Here is a 17,569-nt window from a genome sequence, read left to right as displayed (position 1 = left end):
TCACCGTCGTCCCTGCGAAAGCAGGGACCCATAACCGGCCCTGGTTATTGCAGAAGGTCTCTGCCGGAGTGCCCGAACGATAAGCCGCGGCGTATGGGTCCCTGCGTTCGCAGGGACGACGGAAAGATGGACTTTGCTGAATGAATCCTGCGACCAAACCAACCGAGATCGACCAACCAGCCGCGCATCTGCGCCTGGTGTCGGATCGCGCCGGCGGCGCGGCGTCCGGGATCACGCTATCAGGCGTCTCAAAAACTTATCGTTCGCGCGACGGTGACGTGCCGTCGTTGCGGCCGCTGGATTTCCACATCAACGAGGGCGAGTTCTTTGTCGTGGTCGGCCCGTCCGGCTGCGGCAAGTCCACGCTGTTGAAGATGATCTCCGGGCTGCTCGCGCCATCGACGGGGGAGATTTTGGTCGAAGGCGAGCAGGTTACAAAACCGCACGGCAATGTCGGCATCGTGTTCCAGAACGCGCTGCTGCTGCCCTGGCGCAACATCCTCTCCAACGTGATGTTGCCGATCGACATGAAGAAACTGCCGCGCGACGAATATCTGCCGCGGGCGAAAGCGCTGTTGAAGCTGGTCGGCCTCGAAGGGTTCGAGAAGAAGCTGCCCTGGCAATTGTCCGGCGGCATGCAGCAACGCGCCTCGATCTGCCGCGCGCTGGTGCATGATCCCAAGATCATGCTGATGGACGAGCCGTTCGGCGCGCTCGATGCCATGACGCGCGAGAAGATGAATGTCGAGCTGATGCGCATCCAGCGCGAAACCGGCAAGACCGTGCTGCTGATCACGCATTCGATTCCGGAGGCCGTGTTCCTGGCCGATCGCGTGCTTGTCATGACCGAGCGGCCCGGCGCGATCGCCGCGATCTACGACGTACCGCTGCCGCGCCCGCGCTCGCTCGACGCGATGGCCGATCCCGCCTTCACCGAACTGGTCCAGCGGATTCGCAAGCACTTTTTCACGCAAAGCGCGCTGGACTGAAAGCTGGCTCGATGCCGTTACGCTTGGCCGTACGAGACATCTCCTTTTTCGAACGTCCGGTCACCTTTGCCCGGCCGTTCCGGTTCGGCGCGGTCGTCATCAACGCAACGCCGCAGGCTTTCGTGTGGGTCGAGATCGAGGTCGAAGGCGGGGGAACGGCAACTGGCGCCAGTGCCGAATTTCTGGTGCCAAAATGGTTCGACAAGCGGCCGCATCTAGCGCCAGAGCAGACAGTCGAGGAGCTGCGGCGCTCGCTTCTGATCGCGCGCGGCATCTATCTGGCGCATTCCGGCTTCGAGACTGCGTTCGGCCTGCATGCGGCCTGCATCGGCGCGCAGATCGAAGCCTGCGCGCGAGAAGACATTCCACCGTTGGCGGCAGCCTACGGGCCGGCCGAAATCGACAAGGCGATTCTCGACGCGCTGCTGCGTTGCACGGGAACCAGCTTCTTCGACGGCATGGCCGACAACATCGCAGGCGTGGATGCACGCCTGTCGCACGATCTCGGCGATGATGACGTGTCGCGCTTTCTCGCAGGCCGAAAACGGTTGGAGCGCGTCGCGATCCGGCACACGGTCGGCATGGACGACAAGATCGAAGGCGAGGGCGGCGTTGCCGACATCAGAGAAAACGCCGGCGCGCGCTACTTCAAGCTCAAGCTAAACGGCGACCCCGCGCACGACGCCGATCGGCTGATCCGGATCGGCAATGAACTGGCGACGCTGTCGTACGATTACCGCGTCACGCTCGACGCTAATGAACAGTACGCCGACCTCATTGCATTAAATGCGCTTGTCGAGCGGCTCGACCGCGATGCCGCGCTGCGGCCGATCGCGCAAAAGCTCCTCTACATCGAACAGCCGATGCCGCGCGACATTACGCGGCAATCGCAGCTCGGCGCACTGGCGCGGCGCGATTTCATCGTCGACGAGGCCGACGATTCCTACGACGCCTTCCCGGTGGCGCGAGCGCTCGGCTATCGCGGCATCTCCTCGAAATCCTGCAAGGGCATCTATAAGTCGGTGATCAACGCCACGCGCGCTGCTAAATGGAGTGCCGCCGGCGAGAAATGCTTCATCGCCGGCGAGGACCTGACCTGCCAGGCGGGTCTCGCCGTGCAGCAGGATCTCGCGCTCGGTGCGCTGATCGGCGTCACCCATGCCGAGCGCAACGGCCACCACTATGTGGATGGTTTTGGCGACACGCCGACCGGTGAGGCGCAGGCGTTTCTCGCGGGCCATCCCGATCTCTACGTCCGCGACGGCAATAAAATCCGTCTCGCGATCCATGACGGCGATCTCCTGACGGGATCGCTGACCACACCTGGCTTCGCCACGGCCACGCATCCGGACTGGTCCGCGATGTCGCCGCTCGCGCAGCCCTCGTCAAAAATTCCCTCGGAGAAAGCAGTATGACGACCAAACGCCTCGGCCTGATCATGAACGGCGTGACCGGCCGCATGGGGCTCAACCAGCATTTGGTCCGCTCCATCATCGCGATCCGCGACCAGGGCGGCGTGCTGCTATCGAACGGCGACCGCATGCTGCCCGACCCGATCCTGATCGGCCGCGATGCGGACAAGGTGGAACGGCTCGCCAAGCGCTTCAACGTGGAGCGCTGGTCGACCGATCTCGACAAGGCGCTGGCCGCGAAGGACGACACCATCTTCTTCGACGCCGCGACCACGCAGGCGCGCCCGTCACTGCTGACCAAGGCGATCGAGGCCGGCAAACACGTCTATTGCGAAAAGCCGATTGCGACCAACCTGGAGGAGGCGGTCGCGGTGCTGAAGCTCGCCAAGGCCAAGGGCATCAAGCACGGCACGGTGCAGGACAAGCTGTTCCTGCCGGGGTTGAAGAAGCTCGCCTTCCTGCGCGATTCCGGCTTCTTCGGCCGGATGCTGTCGGTGCGCGGCGAGTTCGGCTATTGGGTATTCGAGGGTGGCTGGCAGGAAGCGCAGCGGCCGTCGTGGAATTACCGCAGCGAGGACGGCGGCGGCATCATTCTCGACATGGTCTGCCACTGGCGCTACGTGCTCGACAATCTCTTCGGCGAGGTCGAGAGCATCTCCTGCCTCGGCACGACCGATATCCCCGAGCGTTTCGACGAAAAGGGCAAGAAGTACACGGCAACCGCCGATGATTCCGCCTATGCGACGTTCCGCCTCAAGGGCGGCGTGATCGCGCATATCAACATGAGCTGGGTGACGCGCGTCTACCGCGACGATCTCGTGACCTTCCAGGTCGACGGTACCCACGGCTCGGCGGTGGCGGGCCTGACCGATTGCGTGATCCAGGCGCGCCAGGCGACGCCGCGGCCGGTGTGGAATCCGGACGAGAAGCGCACCCACGATTTCTATGCCGACTGGCAGAAGGTTCCCGACAACGTTGTCTACGACAACGGCTTCAAGGAACAGTGGGAAATGTTCATCCGGCACGTCTGCGAGGACGCGCCCTACAAATACACGCTGCTGGAAGGCGCCAAGGGCGTGCAGCTTGCCGAGTGCGCGCTGCAGAGCTGGCGCGAGCGGCGCTGGATCGACGTTGCCCCGATCAAGGTGTGAGGAGGCTTAAGCATGAACAAGCCAGTCCTGCCGATGTCGTCGCTGTCGCTGAAGCTGCCGACGGCGGATCGCAAAATTGAGGATTATCGCCTGGCGGCATCGCGGACGTTTCCGGCGAAGCTTGAAGGCACGCTCAACCGCGTGGCGTTTTCTGCTGCCCATGTCGTGGCGGATCCACTCGCCGACAACGACCCGTGGCTGACATCCGCCATCGACTGGGACCGCACGATCGCGTTCCGCGAGCATGTCTGGGATCTCGGCCTTGGCGTTGCCGAGGCGATGGACACTGCACAGCGCGGCATGGGGCTGGATTGGCCAACCTCGCTGGAACTGATCCAGCGCTCGGTGAACGCTGCGAGAGCGAAGGGCAATGCGCTGGTGTTTTCCGGCGCCGGCACCGATCATCTTGCGGTGGAAGACGCAAAATCGATCGACGACGTGATCCGCGCCTATGAGGAACAGATCGCGGCCGTCGAAAAGGCCGGTGGCCGCATCATCTTGATGGCCTCGCGCGCATTGGCAAAGCTTGGCCGCAGCGCCGACGACTATGCAAAGGTCTACAGCCGGGTCCTGTCACAGGTTCGCGAGCCCGTGATCATCCACTGGCTGGGCGACATGTTCGACCCGGCGCTAGCGGGCTACTGGGGCACCGCCGATCTCGACAAGGCGATGGATACGGCGGTTGCGATCATCAACGCCAACGCCGCCAACGTCGATGGCGTAAAAGTCTCGCTGCTCGACAAGCAGCGCGAGATCGACATGCGCCGTCGCCTTGATCCCAAGGTGAAGATGTATACCGGCGACGATTTCAACTACGCCGAACTGATCGCGGGCGACGAGCAAGGCTTTTCGCATGCGCTGCTCGGCATCTTCGATGCCATCGCGCCGGCGGCGTCCTACGCGCTGTCACGGCTGGCTGCCGGCGACCAGGCCGGCTTCCATGACGTGTTGGGACCGACGGTGCCGTTGTCGCGGCATATCTTCAAGGCGCCGACGCGGTTCTACAAGACCGGCATCGTGTTCATGGCCTATCTCAACGGCCATCAGGATCATTTCACCATGGTCGGCGGGCAGGAAAGCACGCGCTCGACGCTGCATCTGGCCGAACTGTTTCGCCTTGCCGATAAAGCTGGGCTGCTCTCCAACCCCGAACTGGCGACGCGGCGCATGAAGACGGTGCTGGCAATGCGCGGCATCGAACCGTGATGCGCGATTTCTCGAGCGATCATCGCTGGCTGTCGCTGAACACGGCGACCGTCCGCAAGCAGGGCGACCTCGTTGCCATCATCGACGCCTGTGCGCGCCACGGCATCCGCGCCATCGATCCCTGGCGCGACCAGGTGGCGGCCATCAGCCTCGAGCGCGCAGTGCGGGCCGTGCGCGACGCCGGGCTTGAATTGTCCGGCTATTGCCGCGGCGGCATGTTTACGGCGGATGCTGCGCGCCGCGTCGAGGCGCGCGACGACAACCGCCGTGCCGTGGACGAAGCCAAGGCGCTGGGCGCGCCCTGTATCGTGCTGGTCGTCGGCGGCCTGCCGCAATATTCGCGGCCGGGAAGCGCGGCCTCGAAGGACATTGCGGCTGCGCGTACGCAGGTCCATGACGCGATTGCGGAAATGCTGGAGTATGCGAGAGAGGCCAACATGCCGCTCGCGATCGAGCCTTTGCATCCGGCCTATGCCGCCGACCGTGCCTGCGTGAACACAACGAAGCAGGCGCTGGACATCTGCGATCAACTCGATCCGCAGCGCACCGGCGCGCTGGGCGTTGCGCTCGACGTCTATCACATCTGGTGGGACCCGGAACTGATGCCGCAAATTGCGCGCGCGGGAAAAGATCGTCTGCTGGCGTTTCATGTCTGTGATTGGCTGGTGCCGACAAAAGACATCCTCAACGACCGCGGCATGATGGGCGACGGCGTCATCGACATCACATCTGTGCGATCAGCGGTCGAGGCGCACGGCTTTGCCGGCTATTCCGAGATCGAAATCTTCTCCAACGAGTGGTGGACAAGGCCGATGGATGAGGTCCTGCAGACCTGCATCGCGCGACATCGGACGGTGGTCTAGCAGCCGTCACTCGAAGACGCTTGTTCCGCTGTCTCAATGACGGACAATGTTGTCCCGTATGTGAACTGACGCGCGTTCTGGTTGTGATAGCGTCACGTGAAGGGACGGCGCGCGGTTCCAGATTTAACCTTTTCCGCGGGTATTTAGATTAACAAAGGGTTACCGTTGCGCGTCGATGAACTCCGGCGCTAGCTAGTCGCACGGAGAAAGTCTCCTCGAGCGATGAGCGACAACATGAAAGTCCTTTACGCAATTGCAACACTGGCCCTGCTGTCGACATCGGCGCAGGCCTGGCAGGTCGTGGAACGCTGCACCTACAGCAAGTTCTACGGCAGGGTGTGCACGACGTCCTATCTGGACGATCCGGTGCGCAGCGAGGCGCAGAATCAGGAAGACGCAAAGGCAAGGCGCGCCAGCATCGAGAAGTGGGAAGCGTTCTGCAAGCCGAAGCGCACCTACGACAACGAAGGCGTCGTCCGCCTGGTTTACGCCCGCAAGGGCTGCGAGTTCGGCCGCAGCGAGTAGCACGCTTTCTCCTCGCCGCGAGCGGGGAGAATTCCGAGCCCCACAGCTCGATGAACGGCTGATAACGCGCGCCCGAAAGACCGCTAAATCTTTATCGACCAAATTGCGATCCGGTTAGTCACACAGCTTTACGCCGCCTCAATGCTTGTCGGTCATTCCTGACGACGCATTCATCAAGGGGCAGTGTCCATGCGCGTCTTCATCGCAATCTCGATCGTCGTCGCTTCGGTATCGTCTGCGTCCGCGCAATTCGCGATGGACCACGGCCATGCCGCAGATGCCGCCCAGGCCGCCCGCGCGGCGCGGGCCGCAGCGGATGCCAAGGCCGCGGCCATTGCCTCGGGCGCGCCGCTGCTTCCCAGCCAGCAAACCAATTTCTACGTCGGCAGCGGCGGCACCGTGAAGATCGTGCCCCGGACCGCGGAAGATCTGAAGGCCGATGAAGCGGCTCAGGCTGCCTGGAGGGAACGCTGCCGGCCGACCGTAGTCGAAGACCGCGAGGGCCTGCGGCGCGTGAAATATGCCGAACGGGATTGCGACCTTTCCCGCTTCAACACTGCGGGCAATTAGGGCGTGTGCGTATAACCTCGGTGAGTCCGGTCTGCCCCTAGCGCGACGCAAACTGTTCGAAGCCGCGAAATGGCGCGATGAGCTAAGAGCCGACCGGGATTGCCCAGCTAATCCAATCGGAGCCGATAACAGTCGAACTCCGTTCCATAAGCCTTCCTACGACCATCGGGCAGGAAACCAAGTTTACTCGCGACTCGTATGGATCGTTCGTTCTCGGGATTAATGCAGGCGATAACCTCTTTCAACCCGACCTCATCTCTCGCGTACTGGACGATGCGAAAGGCAGCTTCTGTCGCGTAACCGCTACCCCCATGCGCCCCTTGGCAGTCGCCAGCCTATTTCGATTTCTGGGCCCTCCAGTGCCAGTGGGATAAGTAGGCCCATGCCCAAGAACGAGTTGTCGTCGGATCGGCTACGGAGCGTCCGCCATCCAAGTCCTTTTCCCGGGTCGAAAGCCAAGCGCTCGCGCAGCGCGTCTTGGTACTGACTGACGTCAAAGTTGTCTCGAAAATCAGGCGTGATAAAGCGCCGAACTTCGATGTCCCTATCCATGGCAACATATGAATCGACGTCAGCGGCGGTCCGAGGTCGCATGCAAAGACGTGGCGTCTCTAGCGTTGGAACCATGGTAGAGACATACCGAGTAGCGGCGCAGCGCACAACGGTGAAATGACCGGGGCTTCTTTTCTAAAAAACCAGGCTGCGGCGCTACTTTGACTGAGCAAGGAAGGCGATGATCTTTTTTCTATCCTCGCTCGATGAGAGGCCGCCATACGGCTTCATGCTGTTGCCCGGCACGACCTCATCGGGGTTGGCAATGAAGCGATCGAGCTTCTCCTCATCCCAGACGAATCCTGCCTCCTTCATGGCGCTCGAAAACCCGTAGTCTGGCAGCGATCCCGCTTTCCGTCCGACAATCTTGTGCAGGTTGGGGCCCAGCCGATTGTCGCCCTCTCTCATGATGTGGCACGTCCGACAGGCATTGTTGAACGCCTGTTGTCCTGAGACGCCCTCCGCGCCTTGCGGCGCCTGGGGCAGGGCGGAAGGCGATAAAAGCATGCACGCTAGTCCGCTCAACGCGCCTATCAAGAACGACCGACCGTGCCGCAAACGTGCGTCTCGCCGGCCGGATGTCGGCCGGACGAGCAGCGTGACAAAATGCGATTGCCTCATTTGATCCTCATCAAGAAGGATGGTTGGCATGTTTCGGTCACTGGCTTGCGACCTGCGGCATCGTATTGAAGCGCGCCTTCTGCTCGTTGCTCAGCGTGGCATAGAACTTATCCAACGCCTCCTGCACCCAATCGGCTGCCTCGAGCATGGCCTTGAGCCGCTTCTCCATCGCGTCCAGCCGCCCGACCGGCGTAAGCGGCACGTCGTCCGGGCAGGCAGCTTGCAGCCCTGCAACCGCCTTCTTGGTCACGTCGCTCAAGCGGTCAAGCGCCTCCTTTTGCTCGCCCGCCGGCCGTACGACAGCCTCGATTCGCTCAATCGGTAGCCGCGTGAGGCTGGACTTCGGATCGCCGCAAGCCTCGGCTTGCGCATCTGCTTCCTGCTGCGGCTGTTGCGAGCGGTCGCCGACGTTCGGGCCGAGTGCGTTGAAACGCGCCTTTTGCTCATCATTTAGCGAATTGTAGAACCGCTCAAGCGCCGGACGCACGATCCTTACCGCGTCGAGCGTAGCCGTCACGCGGTTCGTCATCGCCCGCAGGCGACCGGGCGGCGTCATGGCAAAGGAGTCGGCGCAAGTATCCTTGAACACGTCGGCGGCCTTTGCCGCGGCGGCCTTCAACTCGTCGAGCAGGGCGCGCTGCTCGGGCGTCGGCTGCACTGCGCGCACGATCGATGCAATCGGCCAGGCGGTGACGCCCTCGTCCGGTTCTCTGCACACCTGCCGAAGCGTCTGCTGGCTCACGCTTGCGCGCTTGCCCGCCCGGAAATCGGTGACCGCCGCCCCGGGATCAGGATATCTGGCGTAAGCGGAATACGGGCTGTCCGTACCCCAAAACACCGTATCGACGAAGTCGTCGTAGGCATACGCCCAATAGCCGGGATCATAGGCGTGAGGCCAGAACGTGTAATTGAAGATGTCGGAATAGGCGTAAGGCCAGAAGACCGGGCCGAGCCAAGCCACGAACGCGGCGCGATGGCCGCGCCGCCAGGCATGGCGCGGAGCCCAGCGGTTCTCCCGGGCGGTCAGCGCCGCACGGGCTTGCAGGGCATCATTGCTGCGGAACTGCGCGGAAAATCGCCCGCGGGCGGCGGCCTGCATGGCCGCGGCAGAGGCGGATCGTTCAGCCGAGGGCTGTGGTCCCAGCCGCTGCAGGCGTGCCTGGTCACGTTCCTGGATGCGCTGCTCGCGCTGGAGCAGGCGGTTTTGAGCCTGTAGTGATCTTTGCTGCTCGCGTTGCGCCCGGAGACCTTCCGGCTTCTGCGACTGCAATTGCTGGACGCGCTGCTGCAGGCGATCGATGCGGCTCTGCCGCTCCGTGCTCTGGCGCGACAGCATATCGCGCTGCCGCTCCTGCACCATTTGCTGCCGCTGCTGGAGGCGCTGCTCACGCTGCTGCGCACGCGTTTCGATCTGTTCCTGTCGCGACGGTCGAGCGCCCGCAGCGGGCGATGTGCTCGGGCGCGATGGTGCGGCGATGCGCGGCTCGGGTCTCGTCATGGCCGGTCGCTGCGCCGGCGCGGCACGCTGGATCTCCGGTCGTGGCCCTGCAGCGCGCGGTGTGACCGCTCGCGGCGGTGCGGCGATTTGCGGCGCCGCGCGCGGGGCCATTGCTGGACGCTGAGGCGGGGGAGCTGCACGGAACGCCGGTGCGGCCGGTCGCGCCATCGCAGGGGGCGCTGCTGGACGAGCCATCGCGGGCGGTGCCGCTGGGCGGGCCATAGCGGGTGGTGGTCCCGCCGGTCGGGCTGCGGGCGCCGCCCCGCCGCCTTGGCCAAGGCCTCTTCCTGGTTGGGCAGACGAGCCGGTGCTCACCGCTATCGCGGAGACACCAAGAAAAAATGCTGCGATGCGAGCGCCGCTCGAAAGCATGATCTCACTCCCTCGCTTCGTCGCCTGGGAGCATCAACGCGCAAGCGCAGGAATCGTTCGTCGCCGCTATGACTTACGTTGCGATTTTGCGACGCAGGATCGAGTTCGCCTGCGCCTTAGCTGACCGTGCAGGGCACGCTCAGAAATCCACGGAAGCGCACGCGGCCGCCGCGTACCGGTTCGCCGTCGAGCGCATAATCAGGAAAGCGCGCGAGGAAACGCGAGATCGCGATGGCGCCCTCGAGCCGCGCCAACGCCATACCGGCGCATTGATGCGCGCCGGTGCCGAAGGCCAGATGCCGGTTCGGCGTGCGGCCAATATCGAAACGTTCGGGATCGGCGAACTGGGCAGGGTCGCGGTTGGCGGCGCCGATGCACAGCGTCACCGCCGTGCCCGCCGGCATCGCGACGCCGCCGAGTTCGAACGGCTCGACGGTCATGCGGTTGCCGAGCTGGTTGGAGCTCTCGAACCGCAGCATTTCCTCGACCGCGGTCTTGATCAGATCGGGATTTTCAATCAGCCGGCGTTTCTCGCCTGCGTGATTCAGTAACGCGACCAGCCCGTTGCCGATCAGGTTGGTGGTGGTCTCGTGGCCGGCATTGAGCAGGAAGATGCAGTTGTGCAGCAGCTCCTTTTCGGTCAGCCGCTCGCCATTGTCTTCGCCCTGAATCAGTCGCGTCAGTACGTCGCGGTCGGGATTGCCGGGCTTGGCCCGTCGCCGCGCCACCAGCCCTTCGAGATACGCCAGGAAATCCTTCACCGCCTTGTTGCCGCGGGCGAAAGCGTCCGGGCCGATCACCGGCTCCAGCGCGCCGAGAATGACCAGCGACCAGCCGCGCAAGGGATCGCGCTCGCTCTCCGGCACATCGAGCAGATTGCCGATCACTTCGATTGGAATGGCAGCAGCGAAATCGTCGATCAGGTCCACCTTGCCCTTGGCGGCGATGGCGTCGAGCAGGCGGTCGACCAGCCGGACCAGGTCGGGCTCCATACCGGCGATCGCGCGCGGCGATAGTGCGCCCATGATCAGCCGGCGGACGCGGGTGTGGGCGGGAGGATCGTTGAACACGAGGCTCGTGGTGTGGTGCTCGTAGAGCAGGGAGTCGCCATACTTCGGCGAGAACTCCTTCTTCTTGTCGGACGAGAACGCCTTGGTGTTCTTGTAGGCTGCAACCAGATCGTCGTAGCGGGTCAGGAAGTACGACCCATTCGGCAACCGCTTGACCGGTTCGCTCTCGCGCAGCGCGCGATAGGTCGGGTAGGGGTTGGCATAAAATTCCGGCGTCAGCTTTTCGAGGTCGAATGTGGCCGCCAGTTCGCGCGCATCCAGATTCATGGCTCGCCGCACTCGTTGGGAAGACGGAAAGGTAAGTGGCCGTCAAATTAGTCGCATTTGCAACTATCTTAGACGCCACTCTCAAAGCGTCAAGTCGGCGCTTTCAGTCCACACCATCCGAGCGCCCTGATCCAAAGCGCCCTGATCCAAAGCGCCTTGATCCAAGCGCCTTGGGGTTGCGACCAATTCGGGATAAGCCTGCAACGCGAGACCCTGATTTGCCGAAAACTCGTGCTCAAACAAGGTGATGAGGCCGTGTCTTTGACGCCACTTGGTGGCAGAATCCGCCTGGTGCGCTGCAATGTATCCTTGACTTCGTCAAGGTGAGTGATTACTCACGCCCCCATGTCTACCCTGCGCATGACCAGTGATTTGCGGCGGCAATTGATCTTGAGCGCCGCCAAGCGGTGCTTTGCCCGTCACGGCTTTGCCGGCACCACGACCAAGAGCGTGGCGGCGGCTGCAGCCATTTCGGAAGGGCTGTTGTTCAAGCACTTCCCGTCCAAGGCCGCGCTCTATGCCGAAATCCTCGCCGAGGAGTGCGAGGCCGATCCGGATTTCGCGCACCTGCTCGGCCAGCAGCCTTCAACTGCCACGCTGGTTGAACTGGTTCAGAGCATGGTTGGCCATTTCATGGAAGTGTCGGACGGCTCGGATCAGGAGGAAGCGCAGCGGCTGCGGCTGATGACGACCAGCCATCTCGATGACGGCGAGTTCGCGCGTTTGCTCTACGACAAGGTCGCCGGCCTGATCGGGCCGGTGTTCACGGCGTCGATCGAGCGCGCTGTAACGGCCGGCGACGCGGCGCGGATCGGCAGCGATCCGCTCAACCTGTTCTGGTTCGCGCACCATACCGTGCTGATGGCGGCGCTGACGAGGCTTCCGCCGGTGCCCTGTCTTTCTTACGGCAACGCCGCCGACCTGGAGCGGCAGTTGTGTCAATTCATCCTGCGCGGCATCGGACTTACCGAAGCCGCAATTGCTTCTCATCTGGACGGCGAGCTGTCACCGAATTCGGGACAATCGGTAACTGCAGAAAGTGCATGACATGAATATCGTGACCGAACACAAGATTTCGGGCAAGCCGATAACGGAAAAGCCGCACAAGCGGCCGGTCCGGATGGTGCGGTGGCTCATCATCATTGGGACGCTGCTGGCCTTGCTGGTTGGCGGCCTGGTCTGGTTCAACTACTTCCGCGGCAAGATGATCGCGCAGTTCTTCGCGACCATGAAGCCGCCGCCGACCAGCGTGAACATCGCCACGGCGAAATCCGAAACGATTCCGAATCTTCTGACCGCGGTCGGCGATCTCGCTGCCGTGCACCAGGTCAACGTGACCTCCGACGTCAACGGCCGCATCACCGATATCCTGTTTACGGCGGGCGCCAGCGTGAAGGAGGGCACGCCGCTGGTGCAGTTGTTCGACGGTCCCGAGCAGGCGGATCTCGCCAACTACAAGGCGCAGCAGCGGTTGGCGCAGCTCTCGCTCGATCGCGCCAAGCAGTTGGCCGAGCGTCAGGTCGGACCACAGGCGACAGTGGATAACGCCCAGGCTGTGTTCGATCAGGCCAGCGCCGGGATCGCCAGGACCGAAGCGATCATTTCGCAGAAGCTGGTGCGGGCGCCGTTCGATGGCGAACTCGGCGTTCGCAGGGTCGAAGTCGGACAATATCTGACTGCGGGTACGCAGATCGTCTCGCTTACCGATCTATCGATGCTGTATGCGAACTTCACCGTGACGGAGAAGGACTCCGGCCAGCTCAAGGTCGGCCAGATCGTTCGGATCGCGGTCGACGCCTATCCGGGCCGCACCTTCGAGGGCAAGATCACCACCATCGAGCCGCAGATCGCGGCGGACACGCGCAACATTCGCGTGCAGGCGACGATCCAGAATCCGGACAAGATCCTCAAGCCGGGCATGTTCGCGACCACCACCGTGGTGCTGCCCGATAAGCCGCCGGTCGTCACCGTGCCCGAAACCGCGGTCGACTACACGCTCTACGGCGACTCCGTCTACCTCCTCAGTGAAAAGAAGGAAGAGGACGGCAAGACCAGCCTGATCGCGACGCGCACCTTCGTGCAGACCGGAAAGCGCATCGAGGGCCGCGCCGAAGTTCTGAAGGGCTTGAAGGAGGGCGACCGCGTCGTGGCGGTGGGCCAGCTCAAGCTGCAGTCCGGAGCTGCCGTGACGATTTCGAACGATCCGGTGCCGGCGATTCCGGCGAAGCCGCCGCGCTACTGATACATGATGCGGCTCCCTTGAGGAGCCGCGGCGAAAGAAAGATGGGCGGCGGTCTTGTGGCTCGGCCGCGCCCCCGAAATGCTGAGCCCAGCGGGATGATTTTGCGATGGCCTTCACCGATATCTTCATCAAGCGTCCGGTCCTGTCGGTCGTCGTCAGCCTGCTGATCCTCCTGATCGGTCTGCGCGCCGCCAGCGTATTGCCGATCCGGCAATATCCGAAGCTGTCGAACACGGTGGTCAACATCACCACCTCATATCCGGGCGCGTCGGCTAACCTGATTCAAGGCTTCATCACTACGCCGATCGAGCAGGCGGTCGCTTCCGCCGAGGGCGTCGACTACATCACTTCCTCGTCGGTGCAGGGCACCAGCACGATTCAGGTCTACATCAAGCTGAATTTCGATCCGAACCAGGCGCTGACCGAAGTTCTCGCCAAGGTAAACTCGGTCAAATACCTGATCCCGAAGGAATCGAACGACCCGGTCATAACCAAGACGACTGGCCAAACCACGGCCGTGATGTATCTGGGCTTCTCCAGCGAAGAACTCTCAGGGTCGGCGATTTCAGACTATCTGACACGCGTCGTGCAGCCGGTGCTGTCGACGGTCGATGGTGTGGCGTCGGCCGACATTCTCGGCGGCCAGACCTTTGCGATGCGGCTGTGGCTCGATCCGATACGAATGGCGGGCCGCGGCGTGTCGCCGAGCGACGTTTCCGCGGCGATCGCCGCCAACAACTTCCAGGCAGCAGCCGGTCAGTCCAAGGGCTATTTTATCGTCTCGAACGTCCAGACTAATACCGACCTGCGGAACCTCGAGCAGTTCAAGAAGATGATCGTCAAGTCCAAGGACGGCGGCTTCGTGCGGATCGAGGATATCGCAACCGTCGAGCTTGCGGCGCAAAGCTCGGACGCAAGCGTCGCGTTCAGCGGTGAGCGCGCGATCTTCATCGGCGTGCAGGCGACCCCGCAAGGCAACCCGCTGACGCTGGTCAAGGGCGTGCGCGCGTTGATGCCGGAGATCGAACGCAACCTCCCGCCGTCGATGAAAATGAAAGTGGCCTACGATTCCACCAAGTTCATTCAGTCGTCGATCGACGAGGTGAAGAACACGCTGATCGAGGCCGTGCTGATCGTGGTGGTCGTGATCTTCCTGTTCCTGGCCTCGTTCCGCTCGGTCATCATTCCCGTGGTGACGATTCCGCTGTCGCTGATCGGCGTCTGCAGCTTGATGCTGATGATGGGATTCAGCTTCAATCTTCTGACGCTGCTGGCAATGGTGCTGGCGATCGGGCTCGTGGTCGACGACGCCATCGTGGTGGTGGAGAACATCCATCGCCATCTGGAGGAAGGAAAGACGCCCGTCCAGGCGTCGCTGCAAGGCGCACGCGAAATCGTCGGCCCCGTGATCTCCATGACGATTACGCTTGCCGCCGTGTACGCCCCGATCGGCTTCCTCGGCGGCCTGACCGGTTCGCTGTTCCGCGAATTCGCCTTCACGCTGGCGGGCTCGGTGATCGTGTCGGGCGTGATCGCGTTGACGCTGTCGCCGATGATGTGCTCGGTCCTCCTGAAGAGCGCGGACGAGGGGCGGTTCTCGAGGCTGGTCAACAGGGTGTTCGGTTCGATGACACGCTGGTACGGCCGCCAGCTCGACCGCTCGCTCGACTATCGCCCGATCACCGGCTTGTTCGCGCTGACGATCCTGGGTCTGGTCGGTTTCCTCTACATGAACACCTCCAAGGAGCTCGCGCCCGAGGAGGACCAGGGCATCGTCTTCTCGGTGACCAAGGCGCCGAAATACGCCAACATCGATTATGTCGACTTCTACGGCGACAAGCTCGACAAGGCTTTTGCCAAGTTTCCGGAAACGGACTTGCGCTTTGTCCTCAACGGCATCAACGGCCCGCAGGGCGGCATTGCCGGCATGCTGCTCAAGCCGTGGGACGAGCGTGAGCGATCCTCGATCGCGCTGAAGCCGTTGGTGCAGGCCGAGATCAGCAAGATCGAAGGCGTCCAGGCGTTTGCGTTCAACCTGCCGCCGTTGCCGGGCGGACCGGGTGGCCTGCCGATACAGATGGTGATCAATTCGACTGCCGGCTTCCAGGCCGTCTATGACCAGATGTCGAAGCTGAAGGATGCCGCACGCAAGAGCGGTATGTTCATCGTCTCCGACAGCGACCTCGAATTCAATCAGCCGGTGGTTCGCGTCTCGGTCGACCGCTCCAAGGCGAGCGACCTCGGCATCAACATGTCGCAGGTTGGCGCTACCTTGCAGACGCTGTTGGGCGGCAATTACGTCAACCGCTTCAACCTCGAGGGACGCTCGTATCAGGTGATCCCGCAGGTGTCGCGCGACAAGCGGCTGTCGCCGGAATCGCTTGGCGGTTACTACGTCCCGACCAACACCGGGCAGCTAGTGCCGCTGTCCACCATCGTGTCGATCGAAACCGCTACCGATCCGAATGCGCTGACGCATTACAACCAGCTCAATTCAGCGACGTTCTCCGCGGTGCCGATGCCGGGCGTGACGGTTGGGCAGGCGGTGGATTTCCTGGAGGGCGAAGCGAAGAAGATGCCAGCCGGTTTTGGCCACGATTATCTGGCCGACTCCCGGCAGTATGTGCAGGAGGGCAATCAGCTCGCGATCACCTTCGGTTTCGCGCTGATCATCATCTTCCTGGTGCTGGCCGCGCAGTTCGAAAGCCTGCGCGATCCGCTGGTGATCATGATCAGCGTTCCCATGGCGATCGTCGGTGCGCTGATCCCGCTGTTCTTCGGCGTGGCGACCATCAACATCTACACCCAGGTTGGATTGCTGACGCTGGTCGGCCTGATCACCAAGCACGGCATCTTGATGGTCGAGTTCGCCAACGAACTGCAGCTCAAGGAAGGCCTCGACAAGCGCTCGGCGATCGAAATGGCTGCCCGCATCCGGCTGCGGCCGATCCTGATGACGACGGCGGCGATGGTCACCGGTCTGATCCCGTTGCTGACGGCCACGGGCGCGGGCGCTGCCAGCCGGTTCTCGATCGGCCTCGTGGTGGTAGCCGGCATGTCGATCGGCACGCTGTTCACGCTGTTCGTGCTGCCGGCGGTCTATGTCTGGTTGGCCACCGATCACCAGGCCAAGATCGGCTCCAAGCGGACCAAGGAGATCGCGGATTTCGATCTTGGGTCCGCACTCAAGCCGACCTGAGCCTTTGTGACCGCAGAATAGCAAGCGGCGGCAGCGGGAAACCGTTGCCGCCGCTTTTTCATGCCGGGAGATGCGACGCCGGTGTGTCTCCATGCTAAAAGATAGAAAAACAGGGAGGCAACATGACAAGCGACTTTCCCGCCGGCAACTACCGCTTCATTCCCGCCGTGTTCCAGTATTCGGGCGGTGTCGCAGCCAATTCCGGGTTTGAGATCGAGCGGGTGCGTTTCGACAAATGGCTGCCGCTGGCCGAAGGCTTTGCGCGGATCGCAAGGTACATCGAGGCAGCGGGTAGGCCACTGACCTCGTTCTGCGCCTGCGAATTACGGTCGCCGGCGGCATTCACCGACGAGGGGTTCCGCAATTTCAACCTGCACTACGTCAAAACGCTGAGCGAATGGGGCGTCTATGACGGCACGACCAATCCGGTGGCGCGCAGCAATGTCTGTCCGGAGATCGATCCGCCGGCCGAACCGTCATTCTACGCCTTCTCGTTCACGCGGCCGAGCCAAAGCACGGCGCCAAGCTTCGTGATCGCAGGCAGCGGTGAGTCGCAGGAGGGCAATGCGAGCTACGCCGAACGCACCGTGCGTTACCGCGACGTCAGCCCCGAGGGTATTGCGGACAAGGTCCGTTACGTCGCCGGCGTGATGGAGCGGCGCATGGGCGAATTCGGGTTCGGCTGGAAAGATGCGACGGACGTGCAGACCTACACCATCCACGATTTCCACCACGTCTTCGCTGATGCACTGGTTCGCCGTGGCGCCGCGCGTTCGGGTTTGACCTGGCATTTTGCCCGGCCGCCGGTGATTGATCTGGAATATGAGATGGATTGCCGAAGGGTGCTGCGGGAGGTGGTGATTTAGCTTTCGGATTTCGCAGCGATAACGCTGCGCTCCCTCGCCCCGCTCTTGCGGGGAGAGGGTTGGGGTGAGGGGCTTTCTCCGCGAGCACTGCAGCTAACTGATGGACCTGTACCCCCTCAACCGGATCGCGCCGGACGATGCTTCGCATCGCCGAGGCGATCCGACC

At 62.7% G+C, this 17,569-nt stretch carries 15 protein-coding genes and 1 pseudogene; 11 read left to right on the top strand and 5 right to left on the bottom strand.

All coding sequences use genetic code 11. The annotated features are described in order from the left end of the window. The first annotated feature begins 140 nt into the window (after positions 1–140). The 7 genes from KJQ96_RS13990 (at position 141) to KJQ96_RS13960 (ending at position 6,716) form a co-directional block, all read left to right on the top strand. On the top strand, positions 141–989 hold the full coding sequence (locus KJQ96_RS13990) for an ABC transporter ATP-binding protein (RefSeq protein ID WP_028350100.1): 849 nt from the start codon (positions 141–143) through the stop codon (positions 987–989). A gap of 11 nt (positions 990–1,000) precedes the next feature. Then, positions 1,001–2,404, top strand: coding sequence for a hypothetical protein (locus KJQ96_RS13985; protein ID WP_213287172.1), 1,404 nt, complete (start codon positions 1,001–1,003; stop codon positions 2,402–2,404). Then, positions 2,401–3,552 (top strand): Gfo/Idh/MocA family protein, encoded by a 1,152-nt coding sequence (locus KJQ96_RS13980; protein ID WP_213287171.1) that lies wholly within the window; start codon positions 2,401–2,403, stop codon positions 3,550–3,552. The genes KJQ96_RS13985 and KJQ96_RS13980 overlap by 4 nt, the downstream gene beginning before the upstream one ends. A gap of 12 nt (positions 3,553–3,564) precedes the next feature. After that, on the top strand, positions 3,565–4,758 hold the full coding sequence (locus tag KJQ96_RS13975; protein WP_213287170.1) for a dihydrodipicolinate synthase family protein: 1,194 nt from the start codon (positions 3,565–3,567) through the stop codon (positions 4,756–4,758). Further along, positions 4,758–5,621, top strand: coding sequence for a sugar phosphate isomerase/epimerase (locus tag KJQ96_RS13970; protein WP_213287169.1), 864 nt, complete (start codon positions 4,758–4,760; stop codon positions 5,619–5,621). Before KJQ96_RS13975 ends, KJQ96_RS13970 begins: the two co-directional genes overlap by 1 nt. Positions 5,622–5,855: 234 nt before the next feature. After that, complete coding sequence (locus KJQ96_RS13965; RefSeq protein ID WP_156908787.1) at positions 5,856–6,146, top strand: hypothetical protein; 291 nt, start codon at positions 5,856–5,858, stop codon at positions 6,144–6,146. 189 nt (positions 6,147–6,335) lie between these two features. Further along, complete coding sequence (locus KJQ96_RS13960) at positions 6,336–6,716, top strand: hypothetical protein (RefSeq protein ID WP_213287168.1); 381 nt, start codon at positions 6,336–6,338, stop codon at positions 6,714–6,716. A gap of 107 nt (positions 6,717–6,823) precedes the next feature. Here KJQ96_RS13960 and KJQ96_RS41995 read toward each other — a convergent pair. The 5 genes and pseudogenes from KJQ96_RS41995 to KJQ96_RS13935 form a co-directional block, all read right to left on the bottom strand. After that, a pseudogene (locus KJQ96_RS41995) lies at positions 6,824–7,018 on the bottom strand (GNAT family N-acetyltransferase); the annotation flags it as partial. A 1-nt stretch (position 7,019) separates the two neighbouring features. Then, entirely contained in the window at positions 7,020–7,310 is a 291-nt protein-coding gene (locus KJQ96_RS41990; protein ID WP_213287167.1) for a GNAT family N-acetyltransferase, read from the bottom strand. 114 nt (positions 7,311–7,424) lie between these two features. Continuing rightward, positions 7,425–7,775 (bottom strand): cytochrome c family protein, encoded by a 351-nt coding sequence (locus KJQ96_RS13945; RefSeq protein ID WP_249734051.1) that lies wholly within the window; start codon positions 7,773–7,775, stop codon positions 7,425–7,427. A gap of 151 nt (positions 7,776–7,926) precedes the next feature. After that, the gene (locus KJQ96_RS13940) at positions 7,927–9,387 is read right to left on the bottom strand and encodes a Spy/CpxP family protein refolding chaperone (RefSeq protein WP_249734049.1); all 1,461 of its coding nucleotides are present in this window, start codon (positions 9,385–9,387) and stop codon (positions 7,927–7,929) included. A gap of 488 nt (positions 9,388–9,875) precedes the next feature. Beyond that, a complete protein-coding gene (locus KJQ96_RS13935; protein WP_213287164.1) occupies positions 9,876–11,096 on the bottom strand; it encodes a cytochrome P450 in 1,221 nt (406 codons plus the stop codon). 345 nt (positions 11,097–11,441) lie between these two features. On the opposite strand from KJQ96_RS13935, the gene KJQ96_RS13930 reads away from it, so the two are divergent. From KJQ96_RS13930 to KJQ96_RS13915, 4 genes are all read left to right on the top strand, one after another. Continuing rightward, positions 11,442–12,143: a TetR/AcrR family transcriptional regulator gene (locus KJQ96_RS13930; protein WP_213287163.1), complete on the top strand. Its 702-nt coding sequence runs from the start codon at positions 11,442–11,444 to the stop codon at positions 12,141–12,143. Between the two features lies 1 nt (position 12,144). Next, positions 12,145–13,338 carry an efflux RND transporter periplasmic adaptor subunit gene (locus KJQ96_RS13925; RefSeq protein WP_213287162.1) on the top strand — a complete coding sequence of 398 codons (1,194 nt, stop codon included), beginning with the start codon at positions 12,145–12,147 and terminating at the stop codon, positions 13,336–13,338. Positions 13,339–13,444: 106 nt separating this feature from the next. Next, the gene (locus KJQ96_RS13920; RefSeq protein ID WP_213287161.1) at positions 13,445–16,537 is read left to right on the top strand and encodes a MexW/MexI family multidrug efflux RND transporter permease subunit; all 3,093 of its coding nucleotides are present in this window, start codon (positions 13,445–13,447) and stop codon (positions 16,535–16,537) included. A gap of 122 nt (positions 16,538–16,659) precedes the next feature. Next, positions 16,660–17,403, top strand: a complete 744-nt coding sequence (locus KJQ96_RS13915) for a hypothetical protein (protein WP_213287160.1) — start codon at positions 16,660–16,662, stop codon at positions 17,401–17,403. The last annotated feature ends 166 nt before the right edge of the window (positions 17,404–17,569 follow it).

The sequence above is a fragment of the Bradyrhizobium sp. sGM-13 genome (genome assembly GCF_018398875.1).
Lineage (GTDB): Bacteria > Pseudomonadota > Alphaproteobacteria > Rhizobiales > Xanthobacteraceae > Bradyrhizobium.
This window is presented reverse-complemented; position numbering and strand designations above follow the sequence as displayed.